Source organism: Aneurinibacillus aneurinilyticus ATCC 12856 (assembly GCF_000466385.1).
GTDB lineage: Bacteria > Bacillota > Bacilli > Aneurinibacillales > Aneurinibacillaceae > Aneurinibacillus > Aneurinibacillus aneurinilyticus.
The window spans coordinates 58630-71431 of sequence record NZ_KE952665.1; the positions used below are offsets into that span (position 1 = coordinate 58630).

A 12802-nucleotide genomic window follows, 5' to 3' on the forward strand; every position below is an offset into this window, starting at 1 on the left:
GCTGTAGAGGGGGCGGGAACAAAATGATTGTATGGTCATTCGGGACAGTGACGCGCATCGTTCGTGAGGAAGAATCTGTTCAAGAGCTAGAAGTGCATATAATGGATGACGAGATGGCACGGGCTTTGAATTATCCTCAATTGACTGGTCGTATCCGGGAAGGGGAACGGGTTGTCTTGAATACAACCGCAGTTGATTTGAGGCTTGGTAGTGGCGGCAAACATTTTGTCTCAGCCAGAATAGGTGTAGATGGAAAGCCGCTTGTAGACATGGACACCGCCAAAAGATACGGTCATATCATGAAATTGCGTTATACACCATTTCAGCATGCTGTGCAGACGGTAGAAGAGGAAGAGAGTGCGTACCATGAAATTTTTTGCGATATAGAGGGAAAAACATTAGATAGGACTCCGGTCATCATCGGAGAAGTACACAGCATGCTGCCGGCATTTGTGCTTTCTATTCGCCATTTACAGAGACGTACGGGTGGAAGGGCGCCAAGGATTTGTTACATTATGAGTGAGGGCGGAGCCTTGCCGATGGCATTAAGCGAGCATGTACGAAGCTTGCGCTCGCTTGGGTTTTTGAGTGGAACTATTACGTATGGGCATTCATTTGGCGGGCAAACCGAGTGTGTTAACTTATATACGGCACTGCTTGCGGCACGTTTTGTATGGAAGGCGGATATGATTGTCGTCATGCCCGGACCGGGCATGACCGGTACCGGCACCCCTCTTGGGTTCAGTGGTATGGAACAGGTGAGCATCCTTGAGACCGCCCATAAGCTTGGAGGGTTGCCTATACTTATTCCACGAGTAAGTCTTGCTGATTTGCGTAAACGCCATGTAGGTATTAGTCATCATACTATTACGGTACTGCAGTTTGCCCGTGAAACTCCGCTTGTGCTTAATCTTGAGCATCATCCTGAGCTAATCGCACAGTTAAAAGAGCAATCCGAACAGCATACACTTATTTTTCATGAACCATTAGATATGGAGGAGTGGAGGGAAGTGGAAGAACGATTTCCTATTTCTATAGCGACGATGGGGCGCACGGCCCAAGTAGATTTGATTTTTTTTGCTCATGCCTATTATGCAGCACGTTTGGCCTGGATAAAATACGAGAAGCAGGAGAAGATGCAAGAAATGGATTTGTTCACCTGAATATGCTTCAATAGAAGGGAACATTATGCAGGAAAGGATGAACATAACGTTTATGCTAGAGAAAACAATTGCAAGCAAGCCGATATATGACGGAAAAATCATCAAAGTAAAAGTGGATGACGTAGAATTGCCGAATGGAAAAACCGCAAAGCGGGAAATCGTCAATCATCCGGGAGCAGTAGCGGTCATGGCTATTACGGAAGACAATCGTATGGTAATGGTACGTCAGTTCCGTAAACCGTTGGAGAAGATTATTGTAGAAATCCCGGCAGGAAAACTGGAACCGGGCGAAGATCCGGAAACATGCGCTAAGCGCGAGTTGCAAGAGGAGACTGGATATACTTGCAAAACATTGCGGCATCAGGCCTCTTTTTATACGTCTCCGGGCTTTGCTGATGAACTTGTACATCTATACCGGGCTGAGGGAGTCAGGCCCGGTGAAGCCCAGCCAGATGAAGATGAATTTGTTGAACTCCTTCATGTGACGAAGGAAGAAGCACAGAGGCTTATCGAAAACGGTGAAATACAGGATGCGAAAACAATACTTGCTGTTTACGCATGGAAGCTGGATGCATTGTCATGAATTTCATGAAGGAGTGCTTTGCTGATCTGCATATTCATATCGGCCGGACAATGTACAATCGCCCGGTGAAAATTACAGCTTCACGCATGCTGACGCTTACAAATATTGTAGAGGAAGCAATTACGCGTAAAGGAATGCATATGATTGGGATCATTGATTGTCATTCTCCTGAAGTACAAGAGGAAATCGACAGTCATCTGAAAACGGGACAGATGCAAGAACTTTCAGGTGGCGGCTACCGCTATACGACCCCGAAAGGGGAAGTTACACTAATTGCTGGCATTGAAGTGGAGCTTGCAGTAGGTAGCGGACTCGCACATTTTCTCGTCTATTTGCCGGACCGCTCCGCATTCGCTACATTTCGGGAATGGTATCAGACCAAAGTAAAAAATATTCATTTGAGCACGCAGCGTATGTATACGGACCTGGAAACACTTATAACGAAGGCGGAAGCGGTAGGTGGGATTGTTATTCCTGCCCATGCATTTACACCGCATAAGAGCATATACGGCGCGTGTGTGGATAGCCTTGCCTCCGTTCTTCCAGTACATCGGTTCGCCGCTTTGGAGCTGGGTTTAAGCTCGGATTCCGATTTGGCAGACGGCTTGGCTGAGCTTGCGGAACTGACATTCGTTACGAATTCGGATGCGCATTCCATCACCAAAATTGCACGTGAGTATCAGAACTTGCGGGTAAAGCAGCCCGACTTTACGGAATTGGTGCTGGCGCTGGCTCGTAAAGAAAATAGACGTGTAAAGGAAAATTACGGTTTGCATCCGCAACTGGGTAAATACTATCGGACGCGTTGTACAAACTGTGAAGAATTGGTTGCACAGGTGGATTCACCGCGTTGTCCGCATTGCGGCAAAGAAGGAAAGAAAGTAATTACACGAGGTGTATACGAACGGTTCCAAGAGATTTCCACTCAGCCTCCTGCTTCCCATCCGATGCATCGCCCACCTTATCGTTATCACATCCCGCTTGAATTCATACCGGGGCTTGGACCGGGACGAATGAAAAAGCTGTTGGGCGCATTTGGCACTGAAATGAATATTGTACATCATGTGTCCGTCGAGCAGCTTACGGAAGCGGTAGGCGCTACGGTAGCCCAGGCGATTGATCGAAGCAGGCATGGCGAGATATCGTTTGTCGAAGGCGGTGCCGGTGTATACGGAAAAATCTCGCTTGAGTAATACGTTGCCCCTGTCTTACATATATATCGTAGTAAGAGACCGACAGGGGGGATTCCCATTGGTAAGGAGTAAACTTGGACAAACATTACAGCAAAATGTGCGGGAGAATTCATCACTCTACTTGTTTACCATTGTGCTGTTCATCATGGGAGTTGGGTTCGGGGCGGTCGTAGTCAATTCGCTCGGACTGACACAGAAACAGGAATTGTTCATGTATGTCAGTCAATTCTTTCATGAACTGAAGAGTGATAACATTACCGATCCGTTTCGCAGCTTTCAGAACTCGCTGGGCCACTATTTAAAATACGTAGGTTTTATGTGGATTCTTGGATTATCCATCATTGGTTTGCCACTCATTCTTTTAATGGTATTTCTTAAAGGTGTTGTCGTAGGATTTACGGTAGGATTTCTTGTAAACCAATTGCAGTGGAAAGGTCTTTATTTTGCTATCGTATCAGTGTTGCCGCAGAATCTGCTTGTTATTCCTGCTATTATCATCGTAGCGACAGCGGGGATTTCGTTCTCGCTGCATCTTGTGCAATCAAGATTTCTGAAGCGTGGGGGAGCACTGTATCCGCGTTTTCTTGTCTATAGTGCATTAATATTGATTATGGGTGGAATTGTAACGATAGCTGCTGCCCTCGAAGCGTTTATTTCCCCGACGCTAATGAAGCATGCCAGCGCGACTCTCCTGAAATTTATAATAATTATTATCTAATAAGAGTTCTATTTGACTCCCTATTCCTGCTCAACTATAATGATGATGTAGGAAGCTGCTCGGGGAGGTCTTTTTATGATGGAAGAAAGAATTGACAGGATCAGACAGCAATTGCACGCACATAGCTATAAGCTGACTCCGCAGCGTGAAGCTACGCTCCGCGTCCTGTTGGAAAATGAAGAGGACCATTTATCCGCTGAAGACGTCTACTTGCTTGTGAAAGAGAAAGCCCCTGAGATTGGTCTGGCTACCGTGTATCGCACATTGGAATTAATGAGCGATTTGCACATTTTGCAAAAAATTAATTTTGGTGATGGAGTGGCCCGTTATGAGTTTCGTAATGAGGACGCCGAACACCACCATCATCATTTGATTTGTGTTGTGTGTGGCACGGTAGATGAGATTCATGAGGACCTTCTTGGTGAAGTAGAGCAGGCGGTTAGCGATAAATTCAAGTTCCATATCCTTGATCACCGCTTATCGTTTCATGGAGTGTGCCATCGTTGTACTGATAAGATGGATGCAAATGAAATCGCCAATGTCAAAAGTAATATTCCTGAATAAAAAAGCAGGGGCTCATACAGGAGCCGCTGCTTTTTTGTGCTTTTTCCCTATAAGTGTTTCGAAATGCCTTAGAATATAAGGGAAATTGCTCAAGCCCTATGCTTCGAGTGGTTGTACAAAAAATGCCCTGCTGATGGAATGGCGAAATCCTGATTTTAATTAATAACAGTGAACGATAACAAGAAAGCGAGTTTTCTTGTTTTACAGCGATATATCGTTTATTATCCATTAAAAAAGCGTGTGGCTTATGCAAAGGAGCCACACGCTTTTTAGTATTTACTATTTTGCTTTTTTTGCCGTCTCTTGTGTATTTGGTACGGCGGTAGCTGGGTCATACGGTTTGTCGGTCGGTCCTAATCCGATATATTTGTCGTATGATTCATAGATGGCGCGCGCGATTCGTCCGGCGGATTGACCACCATAGCCGCCCTCCGGTACGACAACAGCTACGGCTAGTTTTGGATTTTCAACCGGAGCGAATGAGACAAAGACACCGTTATTGATTTCTTTGTACTTATGCCAGTTAACCCCTTTATCGAAATTCAATGAGTCCGGTACATAAATATCCTGCTGAGAGGTACCGGTCTTGGCCGCTACGCGGTACGGGAATCCGGCGAAAACTCCGGCAGCAGTTCCGCCTTGTTGTGTAACCATGTTCATTCCTTGGTGGATAATTTGCCAATAGCTGTCTGGCTCTTCAAGCTTGCTTAGTACTTCAGGTTTGAAAGGCTGAACTACTTTGCCGTTATTATCTACAATACGATCGACCAGTTGCGGACGCATGCGTGTACCTTTGTTGGCTACAGTCGCCACATATTGTGCGAGCTGCATTGTCGTATACCGTCCCTGCTGACCGAAGGATGCTTGCACCATAGCTGCTTTCGGACCATACTTTTTATTCATCGTCAGGAAATCCTCACCTCCCGCTGATTCGCCAGGAAGATCGATACCCGTTTTGACGCCAAGCCCGAATGCATGATAATACTTCTGATATACGCTAACCGAATTCTTTTTGTATTTCTCACTTAATAGCTTACCGATGTTCGCCATGTACGTATTCGACGACTTTTGGATCGCTTTTTGCGGAGTTAGCATGCCGTAGTTATGACCGCTATCATTACGGATAATGTCCCCTGCACCACCATAGCGGTAGGCGCCCGGATCAGACCAGGAATATGGGGCAATTCTTTCCGATAGTCCCATCAGCACCGTTGCCGGTTTTACGACAGAACCGGCCGGTACGACAGATGCAGGATGTTTATAATTTTCCATTTCCGCGTCTTTTCCGGTTTTTGGGCTCACGTCATGCGGCGCGCTGCGAATCGTTCCGTTCGTAAAGGAGAACTTGTTTTTTTCGTATGTTTCTTTATCGGGACCTGAAGTCCAGATGTTCGGATCGTATTCTGGATAGCTGACCATCGCCACAACTTTCCCTGTCTTTACTTCGATCGCTACCGCATACGCATTTTTCGCATATGCAGCATTACGGCCTGTAGCACGAAGCTTCGGCAGAAAATTCTTAATGAAGTCACGCGTCTCAAGCTGCACCCGTTGATCGATAGTCAGATACAAGTTGTTCCCTCGTTTTGGAGGAACCTCTTTAATCTGTTGAAGGATCGTCTGATCTGCTGCGACTTGGTACATGCGGTAGCCGTTCTCGCCCCGCAATGCTTCTTCATAGCTTCGCTCGATGCCTTCATATCCTACCATTTGGTTTGGCAGGTAGGATTCTTTACGTTGCCGATAGTACTCAATGCCCTGGTTGTCAGCAACGTTAAACTGGCGTACATAACCGATAGCTTGTACAGCTACTTGTTTTGGGTCGTATTCCCGGATTGGTTTGGTTACGACGGATACACCATCTAGCTCGTTGCGATGCTCGGCCAGATAGGCGATCTCTTTCTGGGATAAGTCATACTTTAAATCTTTCTCAAGAAACTTTGATGTCATGCGCATGGACTTTTCGACTTTGCCGTCTTTATATTCGTAGCCCACATCCATTTTTTTGAGTAAATCTTCTTTCTTGGTGCCGGGCAGAATCTTTTCCAGTTTAGTAACAAGATTAATGTAATACTCTTTGTCCATATAATCTTTTTCCTGGAATACAGCCGCAAAAGAACCGCGACTATGCACGATCAGATTGCCGTTCTTGTCATAAATGTTACCACGTAGTGCCGGGATAGGCACTTTTTTGTCTGACTTTGCTGTTGCTTTTTGCTCATATTCCTCACCGTCGACAATCTGTACGTACGACAGACGGAAAATAATGACCGCAAAAATGAGAAACACAAGCAGAAGCAGCATATTTAAGCGATTGAATACCTGCTTTGTTCGGGCGTTTTCATTTTCTTCATGATTATACATTGGTTGATCACACCTTGCCGTGAGTTTACTCCAAAGATAAATTCTATCATGCGGAAAGTAAATTGAAAATGAACGAAAGGTATAAAATTTATATGGGATGAATAGGATGAAAGAAAAACGGGCTGAAATGCAGGAAGGAGAGGCAGCATGTTTATCCCATACAGCCGTATTGGAGAAGGCGTTCGATTGCTTGCTATTTTCATATTTTGCACATTCATATTTTATACAATTATTTCGTATGTCAGCGATACGATAAGGCCGTTAGAGCCATACAAAGAACCGCATGGCAAGGCGGTAAAAGTAATGCAGCATACGCCGGCATTCGAAGGAACATATAAGGAGATGAAGCGCCGTCTGTTTGATTTCTACTGGTATGGCGAATAATTTTTTGTTCAATAGCAGGAAACGACGTATCATTGTGGAATAAAGTAATAAAGGACAGGCTTGTGTGACATATAGAGGAGATTGGATGTTGAGGAGACTAGGAAATGAATGAGTTAATTACCCATTTTATCCATTACTTAACAGTGGAAAGAGGGTTAGCGAAGAATACGCTGGAGTCATATCAACGGGATTTGCATGCATACTGTGCCTATCTGGAACGTGAAGGTTTCACGGATTTGAATGAGACGAACCGCATGCAAATTATGGGCTATTTGCTCCATCTTCAGGAACAGGGCCGGGCTACGGCGACACTCTCACGTAATCTGGCATCCATTCGCGCTTTTTACCAGTTTTTATTGCGGGAAAAGTTTATTGATAAAGATCCAAGCGTTAATTTAGAATCACCTAAGATTGAAAAAAGACTGCCTCAGGTGTTATCGGTGGCGGAAGTAGAAACATTATTGAACGGACCGGATACGCGCCTGCCCTCTGGCCTGCGTGATAAAGCTATGCTTGAACTTCTATATGCAACAGGCATTCGGGTATCGGAACTTGTATCGTTGAATCTATCCGATGTGAATTTGAATATGGGTTTTATTAAATGCTTCGGTAAAGGATCGAAAGAACGTATCATCCCCCTCGGACGTCTGGCGATTGCAGATGTAAGCCGCTATCTGGAACGAGGACGGCCCATGCTTAGGAAGCGTGGACAGGAAGAAGCCTTGTTTTTGAATCATCATGGCCGCCGTCTGTCACGTCAGGGCTTTTGGAAAATCATTAAAAAATATGCCCAATTGGCCAACAGTCATAAGGAAATTACTCCGCATACGCTACGGCACTCCTTTGCAACACATCTGCTTGAAAATGGTGCCGATTTACGTTCAGTGCAAGAAATGCTTGGACATGCTGACATTTCGACTACGCAGATTTATACACATGTCACACGCTCCCGTCTAAAAGAAGTATATGCCAAAGCCCACCCACGGGCATAAAAAAGGGCACTTTGGGGCAAAGTTTGAAGTGCCTTCCCTACTTTTCGCATGTATCATTCGGAAAGTGAAAAATTGGAAGAAAGCAGGGTATATGGTATAAGGAGGAGATAAGCATGAAGCGATTCAAGCGGATATTTCTTATCGTACTGGATAGCGTCGGCATCGGTGAGTTACCGGATGCAAAAGACTATAATGATGAAGGAGCACACACGCTCGGCCATATCGCCGAGCGCATGGATGGTCTGAATGTACCGAATCTGGCGGCTCTCGGCCTCGGACATATTGAACACCTTCAAGGGGTTTCTGCTGATGCTCCACCTGTAGCCGCATTTGGCAAGATGAAGGAAATTTCGCTTGGCAAAGACACGACAACAGGGCATTGGGAAATTATGGGTCTGCGCGTTGAAATACCGTTCAAAACATGGCCGAATGGATTCCCCGAAAGTCTAATTGCGCCTTTCTCGGAGAAAATCGGGCGTGGGGTGTTAGGCAATAAGCCGGCCTCCGGTACGGAAATTATCGAAGAGCTGGGCGAAGAACATATGAGAACAGGCGATGTTATCGTGTATACTTCAGCGGATAGCGTATTTCAGGTTGCGGCGCATGAAGATGTTGTTCCCCTTGAGGAATTGTATAAAATCTGCCAGATTGCACGTGAGTTAACACTTGAAGATAAGCATTCGGTTGTACGTGTCATCGCCCGCCCGTTTGTTGGAGAGCCGGGCAATTTTACCCGCACAGCAAATCGGCGTGATTTCTCCGTATCTCCACCGGGTAAGACGGTGATGAATAAGCTTGAGGATGCGGGTTATACCTCGATTGCGCTTGGGAAAATTTCGGATATTTATGCAGGAGAAGGTGTAACCGAATCGATTAAAACGAAGTCCAATATGGACGGTGTGGATAAGTTGCTGAATACGATGGACAAACAATTCACCGGTTTGGCTTTCATCAATTTGGTCGACTTTGATGCGTTGTATGGACACAGGCGTAACCCGACTGGCTATGGCGAAGCACTTGAAGAATTCGACCGCAGGTTACCGGAAATTCTGACGGCGATCACAGACGATGATCTGCTTATTATTACGGCCGATCATGGCAATGATCCAATACACCATGGGACGGATCATACACGCGAATATGTACCGCTGCTAGTCTATCATAAAGGACTGACGGCAGGTAAAGCGTTAGGTATACGTGAGACATTTGCTGATATCGGTGCTACGATTGCAGATAATTTCGGGATAGAGAAGCCGAAGATTGGAACAAGCTTTTTACACACGGTTATCGAATAAGATGTTCTTGGATCAAAATAGTGTGCAGGGGGTAGAGGGGGATGTCAATTGCAGCGCATATTTCTGAAGTGCAAGCATATATCGCAGGCAAAACGGACATCAAGCCGGAAATCGGCTTGATTCTTGGTTCCGGACTTGGTGTGCTGGCTGATGAAATCGAAACTCCGGTTACGATTCCGTATGGAGAAATTCCACACTTTCCAGTGTCTACGGTGGAAGGTCATAAAGGTCAGCTCGTTATTGGCAGACTCGAAGGGAAGTCTGTCTGCGCCATGCAGGGCCGATTCCATTATTATGAAGGGCACGGCCTGGATGAGGTGACGTTTCCGGTGCGTGTCATGAAAGCGATTGGTGCGGATAAAATAATCGTGACAAACGCAGCGGGCGGCATAAATGAAAGCTATAAAGCCGGTGACTTAATGTTGATTAGGGATCATATCAATTTAACCGGTCGCAATCCGCTTATTGGTCCGAATGATGAAGGCATGGGGGTTCGTTTCCCTGATATGTCTGCTGCTTATTGTCCGGATTTGCGGGCGCTTGCGCTGGAAGTGGCACAGCAAAATGGTATAAAGCTACAGGAGGGTGTGTATGTCGGTATGCTTGGACCGAGCTATGAGACACCCGCGGAAATTCGTATGCTGCGCACGCTGGGCGGTGACGCGGTCGGTATGTCAACTGTACCGGAGGTGATCGTCGCGCGTCATGCAGGCATTCGTGTGCTAGGTATCTCCTGCATCAGTAACATGGCAGCCGGTATTTTACCTCAGCCGTTATCGCATGATGAAGTGATGGAAACAGCTGAGAAAGTCAAGCATACGTTTCTGACTTTGGTAAAGGCTGTCATTCAAAAAGTATAATGCAACACAGAAAAGCCTGAAACGATGTTTTTGTTTCAGGCTTTTTGTCTATTAGACCTAGTAAAAGCGTATTGCTCTAAAATGAATATATAATACGTAAAACGTATAAATATGCTATTTATATTACGTATCTCTTAATAATTAATGACTGCGATTTTTATGATTTTTGAACAAAATGTTACTATTTCCATAAAATAAAGCGGTTACTTATCAGATTTTCATAATTATTTTGCTTTACAATGCTAAGTTTCTGTTTTATATTTATATTGCTTATTCAGAAAATTATTTTACGAAAAACGTAGATTTTTCTTTAAATTGTACTATAATCGTAATCGCAGATATTCTGAATAGCCATTCATTCAATAGAGGGGGGGATGATTGGTGCGTAAGCTGGATTTGTTGGATTTTCAGATTCTTCAAATCCTTCAAGTTGATGCTCGAAAGTCTTATACAGAGATGGGGCATATGCTTGGAGTCAGTGAAGGAACCATACGTTCTAGGATTAATCGCATGATTGAAGACGAAATTTTTCAATTTATCGTACATACAGACCCTGTGAAAGTCGGACTGCATGTACAGGCAATCATTGGTATGTCCACCAAGCTTGGATATCAGGAGAAGGTTGCCGAACAATTGGGGAAACTGCGTGCGGTGCGCTTTATCGGGGCATTTTCTGGACGCAATGATTTAATTATTCAAGCGTATTTCCGTTCGAATGAAGATTTGACCGCATTCGTAAATGAGGACCTGGCGAATATTGAAGGGATTGCTTCAGCGGAAGTATCGATTGAATTGAAGCAGTACAAGGATTCATTCTCATATGTAACCGCTGATGGAGTAGAGGACACCGCTGGTTAATAGACACAGTGCAGCTGTCCTGCTCATATACATTTAAGATTAAGGAGGTCAATTGCTGTGAAGAGAGGTTTTTCGATTATTGTAAGCTTGGTGCTTCTCTTAACGTTAGCGCTTACAGGCTGTGGTGGCGGAACGAAAGAAACCGGCGAAAGCGGGAATCAGAAGAGCTCCGGTAATACTGGAAACAATATTTTACATGTAAATAACTCATCTGAACCTGGATCCTTGCATCCAGCGAAGTCACAAGGAACGCATGATTCCTGGCCGCTCCGTCATCTGTTCGTAGGTTTGACGATGAAGGAGCCGAAGGGAAATACAGGCGATTTCGAAATTAAGGGCGCCATGGCAAAAGATGGCTGGAAGATTAGTCCTGATAAGAAAACGTATACATTTGAGCTGCGTGATGGGTTGAAATGGTCCAACGGAGATCCGCTTACTGCACATGATTTCGAATATGCATGGAAGTATGCGTTGAATCCAGCTACTGCTTCTGAATATGCGTACCAGCTCTACTACATCCAGGGCGCTGAACAATACAATTCATCCAAAGAGAAAGACCCGGCGAAGCTAAAGGCACTGGAGGACAAAGTAGCCGTAAAAGCGAAAGACGATAAAACGCTGGTAGTTACACTTGTAAATCCGACGCCATATTTTGATGAGCTTGTTTCTTTTTATACGTATTTCCCGGTAAATAAGAAAGTTCAGGAGCAAAATCCGAATTGGGCGAACGAGGCCAAAACGTTCGTATCAAACGGACCATTCAAGCTGACAGAATGGAAGCATAAAGACAGCATGAAGATGGTCAAAAACGAAAATTATTTTGAAAAAGACCGCATTAAGCTTGCAGGCATCGACTGGACGATGGTAGAGTCCGAAAATACGGCATGGCAAATGTACCGCTCCGGCCAGTTGGATCTCTCGTATCCGCTGCCTGGTGATGTTGTGGGTCAATTGAAAGCGCAAAACGCACCGGACTTTAAAATCGTTCCAGAATACGCCACCTACTTCTATCGCTTCAATACTCAAAAGAAACCGTTTACAAATGTAAAAGTTCGTAAAGCATTGACAATGGCCATCGACCGTAAGACGATTACAGAAAGCATTGCACAGGGTGGACAGAAACCTGCATTTGCGCTTGTTGCTGAAGGTTCGAAAGACGCAAACGGCAAGGATGACTTCCGCCAGGTAGGCGGGGATTATTTCAAGGAAGATGTTACAGAAGCGAAGAAGCTGCTTGCTGAAGGGCTGAAAGAAGAAGGCATGGACAAAATGCCGAAATTCAACATTATGTATAACAACAATGATCTTCATAAGCGTATTGCCGAAGCGATTCAGGAGATGTGGCGTAACAACCTCGGCGTGGATGTCGGAATTGAAAACGTAGAGTTCCAGGTGAAAATCGATCGCGAGCACAAGCTTGATTACGATGTAGCTCGTGCAGGATGGATTGCGGACTTTATCGACCCGATGACGTTTGTAGACATGTTCACGAGTGTAAGTACGCAGAATGATACCGGCTGGAAGAGCCAGGCATACGATGCAGAAGTAAATCAAGCAAAGAAGTCCAGCAACGCAGAAGTGCGTATGGCAGCGATGCATAAAGCCGAAGACATTATTATGAAAGACATGCCGATTCTGCCGATTTACTTCTATACAAAAGCTTATACATTAAAAGAGAATGTTACAGGTGTATTCACTCCGCCGGATGAGTACCCGGTACTGAAGTATGCAAAGTTTGTTGATGAGAAGGATAAGAAGAATAAAGAGAAGCAGTAACGTCTAAATTCAGGGGAATGCTTAGGTTTTCCGGGCGTTCCCCATTTTTCAA

Annotated in this window: 12 protein-coding genes; 11 read left to right on the forward strand and 1 reads right to left on the reverse strand. The window is 45.0% G+C overall.

The features are described 5' to 3' along the window. Positions 1-23 precede the first annotated feature (23 nt). The 5 genes from HMPREF0083_RS01130 to fur all read left to right on the forward strand — a co-directional run bounded on the left by HMPREF0083_RS01130 (position 24) and on the right by fur (position 4221). A complete protein-coding gene (locus HMPREF0083_RS01130) occupies positions 24-1163 on the forward strand; it encodes a DUF3866 family protein (RefSeq protein ID WP_021619083.1) in 1140 nt (379 codons plus the stop codon). A gap of 25 nt (positions 1164-1188) precedes the next feature. Next, on the forward strand, positions 1189-1746 hold the full coding sequence (locus HMPREF0083_RS01135) for an NUDIX hydrolase (protein WP_021619084.1): 558 nt from the start codon (positions 1189-1191) through the stop codon (positions 1744-1746). Further along, positions 1743-2939, forward strand: a complete 1197-nt coding sequence (locus tag HMPREF0083_RS01140) for an endonuclease Q family protein (protein WP_021619085.1) — start codon at positions 1743-1745, stop codon at positions 2937-2939. Before HMPREF0083_RS01135 ends, HMPREF0083_RS01140 begins: the two co-directional genes overlap by 4 nt. Before the next feature lie 58 nt (positions 2940-2997). Then, positions 2998-3657 (forward strand): stage II sporulation protein M, encoded by a 660-nt coding sequence (gene spoIIM / locus HMPREF0083_RS01145; protein ID WP_040301038.1) that lies wholly within the window; start codon positions 2998-3000, stop codon positions 3655-3657. A gap of 78 nt (positions 3658-3735) precedes the next feature. Next, a complete protein-coding gene (gene fur / locus HMPREF0083_RS01150) occupies positions 3736-4221 on the forward strand; it encodes a ferric iron uptake transcriptional regulator (RefSeq protein ID WP_040301077.1) in 486 nt (161 codons plus the stop codon). A 279-nt stretch (positions 4222-4500) separates the two neighbouring features. On the opposite strand, the gene HMPREF0083_RS01155 is transcribed toward fur, so the two are convergent. Continuing rightward, positions 4501-6585: a peptidoglycan D,D-transpeptidase FtsI family protein gene (locus HMPREF0083_RS01155; RefSeq protein ID WP_021619088.1), complete on the reverse strand. Its 2085-nt coding sequence runs from the start codon at positions 6583-6585 to the stop codon at positions 4501-4503. Positions 6586-6732: 147 nt separating this feature from the next. On the opposite strand from HMPREF0083_RS01155, the gene HMPREF0083_RS01160 reads away from it, so the two are divergent. The 6 genes from HMPREF0083_RS01160 (at position 6733) to HMPREF0083_RS01185 (ending at position 12750) form a co-directional block, all read left to right on the forward strand. Further along, positions 6733-6969 (forward strand): DUF4227 family protein, encoded by a 237-nt coding sequence (locus tag HMPREF0083_RS01160; protein ID WP_021619089.1) that lies wholly within the window; start codon positions 6733-6735, stop codon positions 6967-6969. Positions 6970-7073: 104 nt separating this feature from the next. Beyond that, positions 7074-7961, forward strand: a complete 888-nt coding sequence (gene xerD, locus HMPREF0083_RS01165; RefSeq protein ID WP_021619090.1) for a site-specific tyrosine recombinase XerD — start codon at positions 7074-7076, stop codon at positions 7959-7961. Positions 7962-8074: 113 nt separating this feature from the next. Next, entirely contained in the window at positions 8075-9256 is a 1182-nt protein-coding gene (gene deoB / locus HMPREF0083_RS01170) for a phosphopentomutase (RefSeq protein WP_021619092.1), read from the forward strand. Between the two features lie 41 nt (positions 9257-9297). After that, a complete protein-coding gene (locus HMPREF0083_RS01175) occupies positions 9298-10116 on the forward strand; it encodes a purine-nucleoside phosphorylase (RefSeq protein ID WP_021619093.1) in 819 nt (272 codons plus the stop codon). 381 nt (positions 10117-10497) lie between these two features. Further along, positions 10498-10974: an Lrp/AsnC family transcriptional regulator gene (locus tag HMPREF0083_RS01180; RefSeq protein ID WP_021619094.1), complete on the forward strand. Its 477-nt coding sequence runs from the start codon at positions 10498-10500 to the stop codon at positions 10972-10974. A 57-nt stretch (positions 10975-11031) separates the two neighbouring features. Next, complete coding sequence (locus HMPREF0083_RS01185; RefSeq protein ID WP_021619095.1) at positions 11032-12750, forward strand: peptide ABC transporter substrate-binding protein; 1719 nt, start codon at positions 11032-11034, stop codon at positions 12748-12750. Positions 12751-12802 lie beyond the last annotated feature (52 nt).